Origin of the sequence: Pseudomonas sp. JQ170C (assembly GCF_035581345.1) — a bacterium.
Lineage (GTDB): Bacteria > Pseudomonadota > Gammaproteobacteria > Pseudomonadales > Pseudomonadaceae > Aquipseudomonas.
This window is the reverse complement of record NZ_CP141608.1, coordinates 830,266-845,971: the sequence shown is the minus strand read 5'-3', so window position 1 is coordinate 845,971 and position 15,706 is coordinate 830,266. Positions and strand designations below refer to the sequence as shown.

Here is a 15,706-nt window from a genome sequence, read left to right as displayed (position 1 = left end):
GCGTCAGATCAAGCATTTATGGACTAACGTCCAGAATGCCTATAGGACACAGGTGGCTGAATAGATTAATCTACCGCCGTTTTTTTGCCCGCCCCCCGGAGCCTTTCCCTATGCCTACCCGTGAGATCCGCCATCCGCTGATCCGTCACAAGCTCGGCCTGATGCGCCGTGCCGATATCAGCACCAAGAACTTTCGCGAACTCGCCCAGGAAGTCGGCACGCTCCTGACCTACGAAGCGACCAAAGACCTGCCACTGGAAACCTACGAAATCGAAGGCTGGTGCGGCAAGGTCCAGGTCGAGAAAATCGCCGGCAAGAAGATTACTGTAGTACCGATCCTGCGCGCCGGCATCGGCATGCTCGACGGCGTGCTCAGCCTGATCCCGGGCGCCAAGGTCAGCGCCGTGGGCGTTGCCCGCAACGAGGAAACCCTCGAAGCGCATACCTACCTGGAAAAACTCGCCCCGGAAATCGACGAGCGCCTGGCGCTGATCATCGACCCGATGCTGGCCACCGGCGCCTCGATGGTTGCCACCATTGACCTGCTGAAGAAAGCCGGCTGCAAGGACATCCGCGCCATGGTGCTGGTTGCTGCGCCCGAAGGCATTGCCGTGGTCGAGAAAGCCCACCCGGACGTACAGATCTACACCGCCTCGATCGACGAGCGCCTGAATGAACACGGCTACATCATCCCGGGCCTGGGCGATGCCGGTGACAAGATCTTCGGCACCAAGCAGAAGGACGCCTGAACATGCAGCAGGAGTTCAACGACCCGCTCTGGCGTCAGGTCCTCTCTGGCGCACAGATGCTGTTCGTCGCCTTTGGCGCCTTGGTGCTGATGCCGCTGATCACCGGCCTCGACCCTAACGTCGCGCTGTTCACTGCGGGTCTGGGAACTCTACTGTTTCAGGTGGTGACCGGCCGTCAGGTTCCGGTCTTCCTGGCGTCGAGCTTTGCCTTCATCACGCCCATCATCCTCGCCAAAGGCCAGTTCGGCCTGGCCGAGACCATGGGCGGGGTCATGGCGGCCGGGTTCGTCTACACCTTCCTGGGCCTGGCGGTGAAGATCAAAGGCACAGGCTTTATTGATCGCCTGCTGCCGCCCGTGGTGATCGGCCCGGTGATCATCTCCATTGGCCTGGCCATGGCGCCGATTGCGGCCAACATGGCTATGGGCAAGGCCGGTGACGGTACCGAGCTGCTGCCTTATAGCACCGCCATGATGATCTCGATGCCGGCCCTGCTGACCACCCTGATCGTCGCCGTGTTCGGCAAAGGCATCTTCCGCCTGGTACCGATCATCGCCGGTGTGCTGGTGGGCTTTGGCCTGTCGTTCTACTTTGGCGTGGTCGATACCGCCAAGATCGCCGCAGCACCATGGTTGGCCCTGCCGCATTTCACGGCGCCCACCTTCAACTGGCAGGCGATCCTGTTCATCGTGCCGGTTGCCCTGGCGCCGGCCATCGAGCATATCGGCGGCGTCATTGCCGTGGGCAGCGTCACCGGTCGCGACTACCTGAAAAAGCCCGGCCTGCATCGCACCCTGCTCGGCGACGGTATCGCCACCACCACCGCCGGCCTGTTCGGCGGCCCGCCCAACACCACCTACGCCGAAGTCACGGGCGCGGTGATGCTGACCAAGAACTACAACCCGAAGATCATGACCTGGGCGGCGATTTTCGCCATCACCCTGGCCTTCATCGGCAAGTTCGGTGCGCTGCTGCAAAGCATTCCGGTACCGGTGATGGGTGGCATCCTCTGCCTGCTGTTCGGCTCGATCGCGGCGGTTGGCATGAACACCATGATCCGCCACAAGATCGACCTGGGCGAAGCCCGCAACCTGGTGATCGTCTCGGTGACACTGGTGTTCGGTATCGGTGGCGTGCTGGTGGGTACCGGCACCGGCCCGGATGACTGGGGCCTCAAAGGTATCGCCCTGTGCGCGGTGGTGGCGATTGCGCTGAACCTGCTGCTGCCGGGGAATGACGGCTGGAAGAACAAGGCTCAGGATTGAACCGCATCGCGGGGCAAGCCCGCTCCTACCGTGTAGGAGCGGGCTTGCCCCGCGATCCTTTCATCAAGCCTGTTCGCACATTCCCTTCAATGCCTGCACCCATTGCGGGTGATCATTCAGGCACGGCACCAGCACCAACTCCTCCCCACCCGCCTCGATAAACTGCTCGCGACCGCGATCGCCAATCTCCTCCAGCGTCTCGATACAGTCGGCGACAAAGGCCGGGCACATAACCAGCAGTTTTTTCACGCCCGCCTTGCCCAGCTCGTCCAGGCGCGTCTCGGTGTAGGGTTCGATCCACTTGGCCCGCCCCAGGCGCGACTGGAACGACACCGACCATTTACCATCCGGGATACCCATCTGCCGGGCGAACGCCTGGGCGGTGCGGATGCACTGGCCGCGATAGCACACCGCGAGCATTTCAGGCGAGGAATCGCGACAGCAGTCCGGGTCCTGGAAGCGATGGCTGCCAGTGGGGTCGAGCTTCTTCAGGTGCCGCTCGGGCAGGCCATGGAAGCTCAGCAGCAGATGGTCGTAATCCTGTTCGAGATAAAGCTTGGCACTGGCCACCAACGCATCGATGTACTCCGGGCGGTCGTAGAACGGCTGCAGCACACGCATTTGCAGCGCCAGCTTCTGTTCGGCGATCACCTGGCGCGCCTGCTCGACCACGGTGGTCACGGTGCTGTCGGCAAATTGTGGGTAGAGCGGCGCCAGGGTGACCTGCTTCACGCCCTGTGCAGCCAGGCGCGCCAGCACGGTCGGCAAGGAGGGCTCGCCGTAGCGCATGGCCATTTCCACCGGGCCATGGCTCCACTGCTCGCGCATGGCGGCCTGCAGGCGGCGGGTCAGCACCACCAGCGGTGAACCTTCATCCCACCAGATCGAGGCATAGGCATGGGCCGATTGCTCAGGGCGCTTGATCAGGATCAGCGACACCAGCAAGCGTCGCACCGGCCATGGCAGGTCGATGACGTAGGGGTCCATCAGAAACTGATTGAGGTAGCGGCGCACATCGGCCACCGAGGTGGTGGCCGGCGAACCCAGGTTGACCAGCAGCAGAGCGTGATCGGTCATGCAACGTCCTATTTCAGAGGCGACTGGACAACTCATCCAGGGCCGATTGCAAATCATTGAAGCGGAAGGTGAAGCCGGCGGCGAGCAAACGCACCGGTCGCGCCCGCTGTCCGCCCAGCAGCAGGGTCGACAACTCACCCAGCCCGGCCTTGAGCACCAGCGCCGGCAACGGCATGAAGGCCGGTCGATGCAGTGCTCTGCCCAGGCGCTTGGCGAACTCACGGTTGCGCACCGGCTCCGGGGCGCAGGCATTATAAGGACCGCTGGCGTCCTTTTGCTGCAAGAGAAAATCAATCAGGGCGATCTGGTCGTGGATATGAACCCACGGCATCCACTGGCGACCATCCCCGATCGGCCCGCCCAGTCCCAGTTTGAACGGTGTGCGCAGGCGCGACAAAAAGCCGCCTTCGCTCGACAGCACCAGCCCCGTGCGCACCAGCACCACACGTATGCCCAGGGCCTGGGCGCGTTGCGCGGTTTCTTCCCAGGCGATGCACAGCTGGCTGGCGAAATCTTCTTTGACCGGCTGCGAGGCCTCGGTCAGCTCACGCTCGCCAGCGTCGCCATACCAGCCTACTGCAGACCCGGAAATCAGCACCTCGGGGCGCTGCTGGCGCTGCCCAAGCCAGGCCAGCAACTGCTCGGTCAGGGTGATCCGACTGCCCCACAACAGCGCTCGCCGCCGCGCCGTCCAGGGCCGATCGGCAATCGGCGCCCCGGCCAGATTGATCACGGCATCAAGCGGCTCATCCTCGCTCAACTCATCCAGCCGGGCGATGCCGCGCACACCAGCGCCGCACAATCTGCCCACCTGTTCGGGGCGTCGACTCCACACTGTCAGCTGATGACCTTTGGCCAACCAATGCTGACAAAGCTGCTGGCCTATCAGCCCCGTACCGCCGGTCAACAATATATGCATGGCTGTGTCCTCACTTGGCGCGCCAGTGGTCTATTTTTAAGAACAAGGCACTTTTTTGACCGATCGCTCTCGGATAAACATAGGACAACCTGTCGCAACGAGTGGAACCACCTCGCGCAGGGTTCTTGAGCGGTACAGGTTTGTCCGGCAGCGTAGTCTTTAACCATCAGGTTTGAAGAGGCCATTATGAGTGTACCTATTGCCATTATCGGTGCCGGTATCGCCGGACTGTCAGCGGCCCAGGCCCTGCAAAAAGCAGGGCAGACCGTCCACTTGTTCGACAAGGGGCACGGCAGTGGCGGTCGCATGGCCAGCAAGCGCAGCGATGCCGGAGCCCTTGATCTGGGCGCCCAGTACTTCACGGCTCGCGATCGACGCTTTGTCGACCAGGTCCAGCAGTGGGTCGCCGCCGGCTGGGTGGCCGAGTGGAAGCCCCAGCTCTACAACTACCATGATGGCGTGCTGAGCCCTTCACCGGACGAACAGACCCGCTGGGTCGGTGTACCCCGCATGAGCGCCATTACCCGGGGCTTGCTCAAGGACGTGACAGTCAATTTCACCTGCCGTATCGCCGAGGTGTTCCGCGGCAAGCACTACTGGCACCTGCAAGACACCGAAGGCTGCAGCCACGGCCCGTTCAGCCGGGTGATCGTTGCGGTACCCGCCCCCCAGGCCACCCAACTGCTGGCGGCCACGCCCAAGCTCGCCGCCACCGCAGCCGGTGTGCAGATGGACCCGACCTGGGCCATCGCCATGGGCTTCGATACCCCGCTCGATACCCCCATGCAGGGCTGCTTCGTGCAGGACAGCTCCCTTGACTGGCTGGCCTGCAACCGTAGCAAGCCCGGACGTGACAGCCACATGGACACCTGGGTCTTGCACGCTACCTCCAGCTGGAGCAAGCAACACATCGACCTGAGCAAGGAAGCCGTGATCGAGCAGCTCTGGGGGGACTTCGCCGAATTGGTCGGCTGCGTGGTACCGGCCCCCAGCTTTTCCCTCGCCCATCGCTGGTTGTACGCCCGCCCGGCCGGCAACCATGAATGGGGCGCCCTGGCCGATGCCGACCTGGGCCTGTATGCCTGCGGCGACTGGTGCTTGTCGGGCCGCGTGGAAGGCGCCTGGCTCAGTGGCCAGGAAGCGGCACGGCGGCTACTCGAACACATGGAATGACTCCCCTCACGGGGCTGCCCCAGCGCTGCCCCGCTGCCCTCTGGCCACCCTGTACAAAAGCCTTCCACACCAATTGACTTGCACACGCCTGCCTCTATGATGGAGTTATTTGTACAAATACTAAAATTTGTACAAGTTTTCAGGACGCAGCCATGAAGGCGCCACTGCACGCCAGCAGACCCAGAATCGCTATCAGCGCCTGCCTGGCCGGCGCTTCCGTACGTTACAACGGCGGACACAAAGCCTCGCGCCTGTGCAATGAGACGCTGGCCGAGCACTTTGAACTTGTACAAGTCTGCCCCGAGGTCGCCATCGGCCTGGGTATACCCCGTGCGCCCATTCGCCTGGTCGGTGCCCCCCAGGATCCGCAAGCGATCAGTCACCGTGATCCCGCCCTGGATCTGTCCGGCCCGCTGAAGGCCTACGGCGAACAGATGGCCGACGAACTGGATGACATCTGCGGCTATATCTTCATGCAAAAGTCGCCTTCCTGCGGCCTTCACCGGGTCAAGGTGTACCAGGACAACGGCTACCCTGCCCGCGAAGGTGCACGCGGCCTGTACGCGGCAGCCTTCTGCGCACGACGCCCCGATTTGCCGGTGGAGGAAGACGGCCGCTTGTGCGACCCGGTGCTGCGCGAGAACTTCATCACCCGCGTCTACGCCTATGCCGACTGGCAGCGGTTACTGGCCGGCGGCCTAAGTCGCGGCGCGCTGGTCGCCTTCCATGCCCGCTACAAGTACCAGCTGATGGCCAACCACCCACAGCAATACAAGGTACTGGGCAAGCTACTGGGCAGCATGAGGCGCGAAGACGACCCCAACGTGCTCGGCCCCCGCTACTTCAGCCAACTGATGCAAGCACTGAGCCGCTGCGCCAGCCGCGGTAACCACAGCAATGTGCTGCAGCACCTGAGCGGCTACCTGCGCGATGCACTCAGCCAGGATGATCGGCAGGAAATGCGCCAACTGATCAACCAGTACCACGCCGGCGTCATCCCTCTGGTGGTGCCGCTGACCCTGCTTAAACACCATTTGCGCAGCCACCCCGATCCCTATGTGCTACAGCAGGTCTACCTGCAACCGCACCCACAGGACCTGAGCCTGCACAACGGCATCTGATGCCGCGCGATACAGGCAGTCGACCAAGGACCACCATGCAATTGATCTGGTTGCGCAGCGACCTGCGCGTACATGACAACACAGCCCTCGCCAGCGCCTGCGCGCGTGGCCCGACCCTGGCCATCTGGCTGTACAGCCCACAGCAATGGCGCGCCCATGATGACGCGCCGTGCAAGGTCGACTTCTGGCTACGCAATGTGCGCGAATTGAGCGACCGGCTGGCCGAACTGAATATTCCCTTGCTGGTCCGCGAGGCCGATGACTGGGAGCAGGCACCGGCAGTTTTGTTGCAGGTGTGTCGCGAGCACGAGGTACAGGCGCTGCACCTGAATGAAGAATACGGCGTGAATGAAAGCCGCCGTGACCAGGCCGTCAGCCAGGCATTTTCGCAGGCGGGCATCGCGCTGCATCGATATCTGGACCAGTTGCTGTTCAAGCCCGGCAGCATCCTGACGCGCAGCGGCGGCTACTTCCAGGTGTTCAGCCAGTTCCGCAAGGTCTGTCTGGAGCGCCTGCACCTGGGCCTGCCCGCCTTGCAGCCTCCCATCGAGCCTCAGGCAATCGGGCGGGTTGCCCGTGATCCGGTCCCCGAGGCAGTTGCTGGCTTCCCTCCTCCCCCGGACAGCCTTCGCGACCTCTGGCCTGCCGGCGAAGCAGAAGCTCATCGGCGACTGCAACAATTCGTCGAGGACGCCGTCGACGACTACCAAACCCAGCGGGACATGCCTGCCGATGCCGGCACCAGCCAACTCTCGGCCTACCTCGCCGCCGGGGTGATCTCGCCCAGGCAGTGCCTGCACCAGGCGCTGGCGCACAACCAGGGCGAGTTCGACAGTGGCAACCACGGGGTGCAAACCTGGATCAACGAGCTGCTGTGGCGCGAGTTCTACAAGCACATCCTGGTCGGCTACCCCCGAGTGTCCCGCCACCGCGCGTTCCGCCAGGACACCGAAGCCCTGCCGTGGCGCCATGCCCCTGAAGACTTGAAGGCCTGGCAAGAAGGCCGTACCGGCATCCCGATCATCGACGCCGCCATGCGCCAGTTGCTGGCAACCGGATGGATGCATAACCGCCTGCGCATGATCGTGGCGATGTTCCTGACCAAGAACCTGCTGATTGACTGGCGAGAGGGCGAGCGCTTTTTCATGCGTCACCTGATCGACGGTGACCTGGCGGCCAACAACGGCGGCTGGCAGTGGAGCGCATCGACGGGCACCGATGCTGCGCCCTACTTTCGTATCTTCAACCCGATCAATCAGTCCAGGCGCTTTGACAGCCAGGGGCGCTTTATCAAGCAGTGGCTGCCGGAACTGGCCCAGGCCGATGAAAAGTGCGTCCACAACCCGCTACCCGGTGGCGGGCTCTTTGCCGATTACGACTATCCCCCGCCCATCGTCGACCTGAGCCGTAGCCGCCAACGTGCACTGGATGCGTTCAAGCACTTGTCCACGCACCGGCATGAAGGTGTCGCCCCTTGAACGAAACCGGCCCTGCGATCAACGCAGGGCCATGGCTGGATTACAACGGCATACGGTAATGCAGGGCGTAACTTTCAACGCCATCGTTGGGTGTCTGCAGCCCGCCGTTGGAGTAGTGAATCGCACGCACCCCGACTTCATGACCACCGGCAAAGCGCAGGCCTAATCCGATGCGGTCTTCAAACTGGAAAGAGGAACCCAGTTCGTTGTTTTCAATTTCAGTGCTGGAGAACGCTGCAACCCCGATACCGATTTCGACATAAGGTTTGACCGACTCGCCGGCGAATTCGTAAACAAACACGGGGGCGAAGGAAAGACTGTGGTTACTTGCGGTCTTGTCACCGTCCCAATAGGTGTACGCCCCGTCCCAGTATCCTGTAAGGCGACCTACGCTAGTTTGCCACCAACTGACATCCCAGTTCGATTCCAGACCCAAGCGGTAGGTCATGGTCGATTCGCCGGTTTGCCCAACTGCAAACGAGATATCAGCAGCTTGCGCTGTTAAGGATTGCCCCAGGGTCAAGGCTGCAACAGCAGCCAAACAAAGCAGTTTCTTCATGAGAAACGTCCTTTTCCTAATGCTGTAGTTGGTTCTTTTGTCTCGCTGGACAAATTTTTGGAAACCGCTGGTGTTGCGTTAGTTCAGCCAATGTTGAGTGCTTTTCACACTTTTTTTACATTGTGAAGCTTCGCACACTGCCAGATTTATTCCACAACATTGGAAGGATCTTTCGCAAATGATCTGGACTCGCGCTGGTCCAGAACTGCGTGTCACTGGCGGGGCCTGCCGACAACAAGTGACGCTCGCCGAGCAGCCGTTGCAACTGGCGGGCAACCGCGGCGCCGGTGTCGATAATGGCGATGGAGGCCGGGACCATTTGCGCCAGCAACGGCTTGAGGAAGGGGTAATGGGTACACCCCAGAATCAGGGTATCGCAACCGGCATCGAGCAAGGGACGCAGGTAGCCCTGAAGCAATTCTCGTAGGGCAGGACTGCTCAGGTCGCCAGCCTCGATGCATTCGACCAGGCCGGGGCAAGGCTGAGTGACGACCCGCACATCGTTGGCGAAGCGGTCGAGCAAGGCGGCGAATTTTGCACTTTGCAGGGTGCCGGTCGTTGCCAGGACCCCCACCACGCCACTGCGGGTTGCTGCCGCAGCGGGCTTGACCGCAGGCTCCATGCCTACCAGCGGCCACTGCGGATACTGCTCGCGCAGGTCGGCCACGGCCGCCACGGTGGCCGTATTGCAGGCAAGCACCATGGCCTTGGCGCCCTGCTCGAGAAAGAACTCGGCCACCCGCCGGCAACGCTCGCGAATGAACGCGGGGGATTTTTCGCCGTAGGGAATGTGCCCGCAATCGGCCACATACAGCAGCGATTCGTTGGGCAGCAGGCGCTGGATTTCTGCCAGCACCGACAGGCCACCCACGCCCGAGTCAAAGACGCCGACGGGCGCCGATGGCTGCTCAGCCATGGTCCGCGCCACAGACGCTGCAGCCTGGATCGCGCTTGACCCGCAGCTCTCGGAAGCGGCTGCCCAAGGCATCAATCAGCAGCAAGCGCCCTACCAGCGGTTCGCCAAAACCGGCCAGCAGCTTGAGCGCTTCCAATGCTTGCAGACTGCCCACCAGGCCGACCAATGGACCGACCACCCCGGCTTCGCTACAGGTCAGCTCGGCTTCGCTGCCATGCCCATAGAGGCAGTGGTAGCACGGGCTTTCGGCGCGACGTGGGTCGAACACCGACAGTTGGCCTTCCAGACGGATCGCCGCACCACTGACCAAGGGCTTGCCCTGGGCCACGCAGGCGGCATTGACCGCCTCGCGGGTGGAGAAATTGTCGGAACAATCGAGCACCAGGTCCACTGCTTGAACGGCGGCGGCCAGGGAGTCTTCATCTAGGGCGCTGCGGTGAGCAACCAGGTTGATTTCGGGGTTGATCGCCTGCAAGCGGGCCAGCGCCGAATCGACCTTGCTCAGGCCAACCGAGGCGGTGTCATGCAGCACCTGGCGTTGCAGGTTGGTCACATCGACCGTATCGAAGTCGGCCAGGTGCAGCTCACCGACACCGGCAGCAGCCAGGTACAAGGCCACCGGCGAGCCCAGGCCGCCGAGCCCGACAATCAGCGCCCGGCTGTTCTTCAGCCGCAGCTGGCCGTCGATATCGACCTGGGCCAGGAGGATCTGCCGGCTATAGCGCAACAGCTCCTGATCACTTAGCACGACAGTCGCCCCAGGCTGATACGTTCATTGCCACCCAGGTCGATGCGGCTTTCGATCTGTTCGAAATCGTGGCGCGCCAGCAGTTCACGTACTGCGGCGCCCTGGTCGTAACCATGCTCGAGCAACAACCAGCCGCCGGGCTGCAGGTGCGCCGGGGCCTGGCTGATGATCGTGCGCAGGTCGTCCAGGCCGTCGACACCGGCCACCAGGGCACTGCTCGGTTCAAAGCGCACATCGCCGGCCACCAGGTGCGGGTCTTCGCTGGCGATGTAGGGCGGGTTGCTGATGATCAGCTCGTAGCGCTCGCCCTGCAGGGCATCGAACCAGTGGCTGCTGCGCACCTGGACATTGTTCAACTGCAAGCGCTGACGATTGCGCTCGGCCAGGGCCACGGCCTCGAGCACACGGTCCACGGCCGTCACCTGCCACTGGGGCCGCTCGCTGGCCAGGGCCAGGGCAATGGCACCGGTGCCGGTGCCCAGGTCCAGTACCCGTACAGGCGTGGCCGGCAGTAGTTGCAGGGCGGTCTCGACCAGCAACTCGGTGTCCGGGCGCGGGATCAGGGTATGCGGCGCCACTTCGAGGTCCAGGTTCCAGAACCCTTGCTGGCCCAGAATGTAGGCCACCGGCTCGCCGCTGCGACGGCGCTGCAGGTACTGGGCGAACGTCAGCGCCGCTTCGCTGCTGACAATCCGCTCAGGCCAGGTATGCAGGTAGCTTCGCGACTTGCCAATGGCCGCGGCCAACAGCAGTTCCACATCCAGACGCGCCGTCGGCGAATCCGGCAGCTCCGCAGCGCGAAGCAGGCTGGCGATAATCGTCATTTACTCACCCAGTGCAGCCAGTTGGTCAGCCTGATACTCGGCCAGAAGAGGTTCGATCACCGCATCCACGCCACCGGCCAGAACCTCATCCAGGGAATACAGGGTCAGGTTGATACGGTGATCCGTCACCCGGCCCTGTGGATAGTTGTAGGTACGAATTCGCTCGGAACGGTCGCCCGAGCCCACCAGCAGCTTACGCTCGCTGGCGATGGCATTCTGTGCCGCGCTGGTCTGCATGTCGTTGAGCTTGGCCGATAGCCAGGACATCGCCCGTGCACGGTTCTTGTGCTGGGAACGCTCTTCCTGGCACTCGACGACGATACCGGTCGGCAAGTGGGTGATGCGGATCGCCGAGTCGGTCTTGTTGACGTGCTGTCCACCCGCGCCCGAGGCGCGGTAGGTGTCCACGCGCAAGTCGGCCGGGTTGATCTCGATCGCCACTTGCTCGTCCGGCTCCGGCAGCACTGCCACGGTGCAGGCCGAGGTATGGATACGGCCCTGGGATTCGGTTTCCGGTACACGCTGTACGCGGTGGGCGCCGGACTCGAACTTCAGCTTGCCGTAGACACTGTCGCCCTCGACCCGGGCAATGATCTCCTTGTAGCCGCCATGTTCCCCTTCGTTCTCCGAGAGAATCTCCAGGCGCCAGCCACGGCGCTCGGCGTAACGCGAATACATGCGGAACAGGTCGCCGGAGAAGATCGCCGCTTCGTCACCGCCGGTACCGGCGCGGATTTCCAGGAACACGTTGCGCCCGTCGTTAGGGTCCTTGGGCAGCAGCATGCGCTGCAACTGGCCTTCCAGCTCGGCCAATTGCTCCTTGGCCTCGCGCACTTCCTCGACGGCCATTTCGCGAAGATCGGGATCGCTGTCCTTGAGCAGCGCCTGGGCGCCGGCCAGGTCATCCTGGACCTTGCGCCACTGGGCATAGGTCGCCGCGACCGGCTCGACCTCGGCGTATTCGCGCGAATAGGCGCGAAAGCGTGTCTGATCGGAGATGACTTCGGCATCGCCCAGCAGGGCGGTCAATTCCTCGAAACGGTCCTGGAGGGTATCCAGCTTATTGAGCAGCGACGCTTTCATTGCGGGGTTTTATCCGTCGAACCCTCATTGAGGGCAAAGAGTTCCTGAGCCATGGCCAACGCATCGAGGCGGCCTTCGGCAGAGAGCTTTTTCAGTTGCACGCTGGGCGCGTGCAGCAATTTGTTGGTCAGCCCGCGCGCCAGTTGCACCAGCACTTCATCGGCGCTGGCACCGTTGGCCAGCAAGCGCTGGGCCTTTTGCAACTCTTCGTCGCGCAAGCGTTCGCTCTGCTGACGGTACGCCTTGAGCACGTCCACCGCAGCCAGCTCACGCAGGCGCACCATGAAATCTTCGGCGCCGACAGTCACCAGCTCTTCAGCGGCCTGGGCTGCACCCTGGCGGCTCTTGAGGTTCTCGGCGACCACATCGTGCAGGTCATCGACCGTGTAGAGGTAGACGTCATCGAGCTCACCGACTTCGGGCTCGATGTCGCGCGGTACGGCGATATCGACCATGAAGATCGGTTTGTGCCGGCGTAGCTTCAAGGCACTTTCCACCGCGCCCTTGCCCAGGATCGGCAGTTGGCTGGCGGTGGAACTGATCACGATGTCGCTGTTGACCAGCTCCTGGGGAATATCGGCCAGCAGCACCGCATGGGCACCGAACTGTTCCGCCAGGGTACTGGCCCGCTCCAGGGTCCGGTTGGCGACCACAATGCGGCGCACCCCCTGCTCGTGCAGGTGGCGAGCAACCAGGGTGATGGTTTCACCTGCGCCGATCAACAGCGCCTGGCTGCGACCCAGGTCGCTGAAGATCTGCTTGGCCAGGCTGACGGCGGCAAAGGCCACCGACACCGGGTTTTCACCGATGGCGGTATCGGTGCGCACCTGCTTGGCGGCACTGAAGGTGGCCTGGAACAGGCGACCGAGCAGCGGGCCGATGGTCCCGGCCTCGCGGGCAACGGCGTAGGCCGACTTCATCTGCCCAAGGATCTGCGGCTCGCCAAGCACCAGCGAATCGAGGCCCGACGCTACGCGCATCATATGCCGCACGGCGTCATGGTCTTCGTGGATGTAGGCACTGGCCCGCAGTTCCTCGAGACTCAGCTGATGGTACTCGGCCAGCCAGCGCAGAACGCTTTCTGCGCCAAGGTGATCCTGCTCTATATAGAGTTCACTGCGGTTACAGGTCGAAAGGATCGCAGCCTCGCGGCTGGCGGTCAGTCGGCAGAGCTGCTGCAAGGCGTCCACCAGCTGCTCAGGGGTAAACGCCACGCGCTCGCGTACGTCTACCGAGGCAGTCTTATGGTTGATACCGAGGGCAAGAAAGGCCATGCAAGGTCGCTGATTATGACGAGAAGCCGATAATTGTCCTACTTCGCAGGTTTCAGAACAACCACCGCTCGCTATTGTCTCTATAGACTACCCCTACCGAGACCTTCGCTTATGGGTTTGCCCCGGCGCTTGTGTCATGATGATCCGACCGCTGGTAAGCCGCCCAAATCCTCATTATGAATAGATCCTACGCGTTGCTCCTTGCCTTGGCCCTGCTCCAGGGCTGCCAGACTCTGGACTCCACCGATGCCCAGGCGCCTGCCCTCGATGCCGCGCAACAGCAGCCAGACAAGCCCGTGGTCTATGGATCGTTCAGCCAGGACACCGTCTATAACCTGCTGAGCGCAGAGCTGGCCGGCCAGCGCAACCGCTTCGACATCGCCCTGGACAACTACGTCAGCGAAGCCATCAAGACCCAGGACGCCGGGATTTCCGAGCGCGCCTACCGCATCGCCGAATACCTGGGCGCCGACCAGCCTGCCCTGGATACCGCCCTGATCTGGGCGAAGAACGCCCCCGACAGCCTCGATGCCCAGCGCGCCGCCGCCATTCAGCTGGCCCGCGGTGGCCGCTATGACGACTCGATGGTCTACATGGAGAAGGTGCTGCAAGGCCAGGGCGACACGCATTTCGATTTTCTTGCCCTGTCGGCCGCTGAAACCGACCAGGACACCCGCGACGGTCTGCAGAAGAGCTTTGATCGCCTGCTGAAAAAATACCCGGACAACGGCCAGCTGGTATTCGGCAAGGCCCTGCTGCTTCAGCAGGACGGCAACGCCGAAGCCGCCCTGAACCTGCTTGAAGAGCACCCGGCCGACGATGGTGAAATCGCTCCGGTACTGTTGCGCGCCCGCCTGCTGCAAAGCGTGGGTCGCGGCGAAGAGGCCCTGCCGCTGCTGCAAAAAACCATCCGCCAGTACCCGGACGACAAGCGCCTGCGCCTGACCTACGCGCGCACGCTGGTCGAACAGGATCGCCTGGACGACGCCAAGGTCGAGTTCTCGAGCCTGGTCCAGCAGTACCCGGACGACGATGAGCTGCGCTATTCCCTGGCACTCATCTGCCTGGAAACCAAGAACTGGGACGAGGCCGCCGGCTACCTGCAAGAGCTGATCGAGCGCGACAGCCACGTGGATGCCGCGCACCTGAACCTGGGCCGCATTCATGAAGAGCGCAACCAGCTTGAGGAAGCCCTGAACGAATACGGCCTGGTAGGCCCGGGCAACGACTACCTGCCAGCGCAGTTGCGCCAGGCCGACATCCTCGTGGCCAACGGCCGCAGTGCCGAAGCCTCGCGCCGCCTGGCCATGGCCCGCGATGTCCAGCCCGACTATGCCATCCAGCTGTACCTGATCGAAGCCGAGGCCCTGGGCAACAATGACAAGGACGCCCAGGCCCTGGGCGTGCTTGAAAAAGCACTCAAGCAGTACCCGGACGACAACAACCTGCTCTATACCCGCGCCATGCTGGCCGAAAAGCGCAATGACCTGGGCCAGATGGAAAAGGACTTGCGCAGCATCATCGCCCGCGAGCCTGAGAACGCCATGGCCCTCAATGCGCTGGGCTACACCCTGGCTGACCGCACCACGCGTTACGCCGAAGCCAGGGAACTGATCGAAAAAGCCCACCAGATCACCCCCGATGACCCCGCCGTGCTCGACAGCCTCGGCTGGGTCAACTACCGGATGGGCAACCTCGACGAGGCCGAACGCCTGCTGCGCCAGGCGCTGGAGCGCTTCCCCGACCACGAAGTCGCCGCGCACCTGGGCGAAGTTCTGTGGGCCAACGGCAAGCGCCGCGAGGCCCGGCAAACCTGGGCCAAGGCCTTCGAGACCCAACCCGACAGCCCTATCCTGCGCAAGACCGTCCTGCGCCTGACCGGATCCGAGACTCTTTAAGCCTATGTTTTTGCGCCACTGCATCACCTTCAGCCTGATCGCCCTGCTTGCCGGTTGCGCCGGCTTCGGCTCCCGTGAAGCCCTCCAGGGCCAGGGCAGCCCGCAACTGTGGCGCGAACACAAACAGCAACTGAGCACCCTGGACGGCTGGCAGATCAACGGCAAGGTCGGTATTCGTGCACCGAAGGATTCCGGCAGCGGCACCCTGTTCTGGCTGCAGCGCCAGGATTACTACGACATCCGCCTGTCCGGCCCGTTGGGTCGTGGCGCTGCCCGGCTGACCGGTCGCCCCGGTGGCGTGGTGCTGGAAGTGGCCAATCAGGGCCGCTATGAAGCCAAGAACCCTGAAGCCCTGCTGGCAGAGCAACTTGGCTGGGAGCTGCCGGTCTCGCACCTGGTCTGGTGGGTTCGCGGCTTGCCGGCCCCCGACAGCAAGAGCCAGCTGACCCTGGGCAGCGACAGCCGCCTGGCCAGCCTCAAGCAGGATGGCTGGGACGTGCAGTACCTGAGCTACACCGAACAGAACGGCTACTGGCTTCCCGAGCGCCTCAAACTGCACGGCCAGAATATTGATGTGACGGTAGTGGTCAAGGACTGGCAGCCACGCCAGCTGGGGCACTGA

General features: G+C 63.0%; 15 protein-coding genes. 7 read left to right on the top strand and 8 right to left on the bottom strand.

Features of this window, described 5'->3' with window-relative positions:
• Positions 1-110: 110 nt before the first annotated feature.
• Entirely contained in the window at positions 111-749 is a 639-nt protein-coding gene (upp, locus tag U9R80_RS03715; protein ID WP_301840909.1) for a uracil phosphoribosyltransferase, read from the top strand.
• A 2-nt stretch (positions 750-751) separates the two neighbouring features.
• On the top strand, positions 752-2,014 hold the full coding sequence (locus tag U9R80_RS03710; protein ID WP_301840910.1) for a uracil-xanthine permease family protein: 1,263 nt from the start codon (positions 752-754) through the stop codon (positions 2,012-2,014).
• 63 nt (positions 2,015-2,077) lie between these two features.
• Here the strand turns inward: U9R80_RS03710 and hemH are convergent, their stop codons facing one another.
• Together hemH and U9R80_RS03700 are read right to left on the bottom strand one after the other, a co-directional pair.
• Complete coding sequence (gene hemH / locus U9R80_RS03705) at positions 2,078-3,091, bottom strand: ferrochelatase (protein WP_301840912.1); 1,014 nt, start codon at positions 3,089-3,091, stop codon at positions 2,078-2,080.
• Positions 3,092-3,104: 13 nt separating this feature from the next.
• Entirely contained in the window at positions 3,105-4,010 is a 906-nt protein-coding gene (locus U9R80_RS03700; protein ID WP_301840913.1) for a TIGR01777 family oxidoreductase, read from the bottom strand.
• A 186-nt stretch (positions 4,011-4,196) separates the two neighbouring features.
• Here U9R80_RS03700 and U9R80_RS03695 point away from each other — a divergent pair, with 186 nt between their 5' ends.
• The 3 genes from U9R80_RS03695 to phrB all read left to right on the top strand — a co-directional run bounded on the left by U9R80_RS03695 (position 4,197) and on the right by phrB (position 7,782).
• Positions 4,197-5,183 carry an NAD(P)/FAD-dependent oxidoreductase gene (locus tag U9R80_RS03695; protein WP_301840914.1) on the top strand — a complete coding sequence of 329 codons (987 nt, stop codon included), beginning with the start codon at positions 4,197-4,199 and terminating at the stop codon, positions 5,181-5,183.
• A 152-nt stretch (positions 5,184-5,335) separates the two neighbouring features.
• Positions 5,336-6,304: a YbgA family protein gene (locus U9R80_RS03690; RefSeq protein ID WP_301840915.1), complete on the top strand. Its 969-nt coding sequence runs from the start codon at positions 5,336-5,338 to the stop codon at positions 6,302-6,304.
• Between the two features lie 35 nt (positions 6,305-6,339).
• The gene (gene phrB, locus U9R80_RS03685; protein WP_301840916.1) at positions 6,340-7,782 is read left to right on the top strand and encodes a deoxyribodipyrimidine photo-lyase; all 1,443 of its coding nucleotides are present in this window, start codon (positions 6,340-6,342) and stop codon (positions 7,780-7,782) included.
• Positions 7,783-7,822: 40 nt separating this feature from the next.
• On the opposite strand, the gene U9R80_RS03680 is transcribed toward phrB, so the two are convergent.
• The 6 genes from U9R80_RS03680 to hemA all read right to left on the bottom strand — a co-directional run bounded on the left by U9R80_RS03680 (position 7,823) and on the right by hemA (position 13,186).
• A complete protein-coding gene (locus tag U9R80_RS03680; protein WP_301840918.1) occupies positions 7,823-8,341 on the bottom strand; it encodes an acyloxyacyl hydrolase in 519 nt (172 codons plus the stop codon).
• Between the two features lie 115 nt (positions 8,342-8,456).
• A complete protein-coding gene (murI, locus tag U9R80_RS03675) occupies positions 8,457-9,257 on the bottom strand; it encodes a glutamate racemase (protein WP_301840920.1) in 801 nt (266 codons plus the stop codon).
• Positions 9,250-10,005, bottom strand: coding sequence for a molybdopterin-synthase adenylyltransferase MoeB (locus tag U9R80_RS03670; protein WP_301840922.1), 756 nt, complete (start codon positions 10,003-10,005; stop codon positions 9,250-9,252). Before U9R80_RS03670 ends, murI begins: the two co-directional genes overlap by 8 nt.
• Positions 9,999-10,829: a peptide chain release factor N(5)-glutamine methyltransferase gene (gene prmC / locus U9R80_RS03665; protein ID WP_301840923.1), complete on the bottom strand. Its 831-nt coding sequence runs from the start codon at positions 10,827-10,829 to the stop codon at positions 9,999-10,001. Before prmC ends, U9R80_RS03670 begins: the two co-directional genes overlap by 7 nt.
• The gene (gene prfA / locus U9R80_RS03660; RefSeq protein ID WP_301840924.1) at positions 10,830-11,912 is read right to left on the bottom strand and encodes a peptide chain release factor 1; all 1,083 of its coding nucleotides are present in this window, start codon (positions 11,910-11,912) and stop codon (positions 10,830-10,832) included.
• Complete coding sequence (gene hemA / locus U9R80_RS03655; protein WP_301840925.1) at positions 11,909-13,186, bottom strand: glutamyl-tRNA reductase; 1,278 nt, start codon at positions 13,184-13,186, stop codon at positions 11,909-11,911. The genes prfA and hemA overlap by 4 nt, the downstream gene beginning before the upstream one ends.
• A 176-nt stretch (positions 13,187-13,362) precedes the next feature.
• Between hemA and U9R80_RS03650 the strand changes: the two genes are divergently transcribed.
• Together U9R80_RS03650 and lolB are read left to right on the top strand one after the other, a co-directional pair.
• The gene (locus tag U9R80_RS03650; RefSeq protein ID WP_301840926.1) at positions 13,363-15,084 is read left to right on the top strand and encodes a tetratricopeptide repeat protein; all 1,722 of its coding nucleotides are present in this window, start codon (positions 13,363-13,365) and stop codon (positions 15,082-15,084) included.
• Between the two features lie 4 nt (positions 15,085-15,088).
• A complete protein-coding gene (gene lolB, locus U9R80_RS03645) occupies positions 15,089-15,706 on the top strand; it encodes a lipoprotein insertase outer membrane protein LolB (RefSeq protein ID WP_301840929.1) in 618 nt (205 codons plus the stop codon).

What these genes read in the sequence shown, in the direction of transcription:
- U9R80_RS03690 (WP_301840915.1), top strand. Translation starts at nt 5,336, where the DNA reads ATGAAGGCGCCACTGCACGCCAGCAGACCCAGAATCGCTATCAGCGCC.
- hemA (WP_301840925.1), bottom strand. Translation starts at nt 13,186, where the DNA reads ATGGCCTTTCTTGCCCTCGGTATCAACCATAAGACTGCCTCGGTAGAC.
- murI (WP_301840920.1), bottom strand. Translation starts at nt 9,257, where the DNA reads ATGGCTGAGCAGCCATCGGCGCCCGTCGGCGTCTTTGACTCGGGCGTG.
- U9R80_RS03700 (WP_301840913.1), bottom strand. Translation starts at nt 4,010, where the DNA reads ATGCATATATTGTTGACCGGCGGTACGGGGCTGATAGGCCAGCAGCTT.
- prmC (WP_301840923.1), bottom strand. Translation starts at nt 10,829, where the DNA reads ATGACGATTATCGCCAGCCTGCTTCGCGCTGCGGAGCTGCCGGATTCG.
- phrB (WP_301840916.1), top strand. Translation starts at nt 6,340, where the DNA reads ATGCAATTGATCTGGTTGCGCAGCGACCTGCGCGTACATGACAACACA.
- U9R80_RS03695 (WP_301840914.1), top strand. Translation starts at nt 4,197, where the DNA reads ATGAGTGTACCTATTGCCATTATCGGTGCCGGTATCGCCGGACTGTCA.
- U9R80_RS03680 (WP_301840918.1), bottom strand. Translation starts at nt 8,341, where the DNA reads ATGAAGAAACTGCTTTGTTTGGCTGCTGTTGCAGCCTTGACCCTGGGG.
- U9R80_RS03710 (WP_301840910.1), top strand. Translation starts at nt 752, where the DNA reads ATGCAGCAGGAGTTCAACGACCCGCTCTGGCGTCAGGTCCTCTCTGGC.
- U9R80_RS03650 (WP_301840926.1), top strand. Translation starts at nt 13,363, where the DNA reads ATGAATAGATCCTACGCGTTGCTCCTTGCCTTGGCCCTGCTCCAGGGC.
- prfA (WP_301840924.1), bottom strand. Translation starts at nt 11,912, where the DNA reads ATGAAAGCGTCGCTGCTCAATAAGCTGGATACCCTCCAGGACCGTTTC.
- hemH (WP_301840912.1), bottom strand. Translation starts at nt 3,091, where the DNA reads ATGACCGATCACGCTCTGCTGCTGGTCAACCTGGGTTCGCCGGCCACC.
- lolB (WP_301840929.1), top strand. Translation starts at nt 15,089, where the DNA reads ATGTTTTTGCGCCACTGCATCACCTTCAGCCTGATCGCCCTGCTTGCC.
- upp (WP_301840909.1), top strand. Translation starts at nt 111, where the DNA reads ATGCCTACCCGTGAGATCCGCCATCCGCTGATCCGTCACAAGCTCGGC.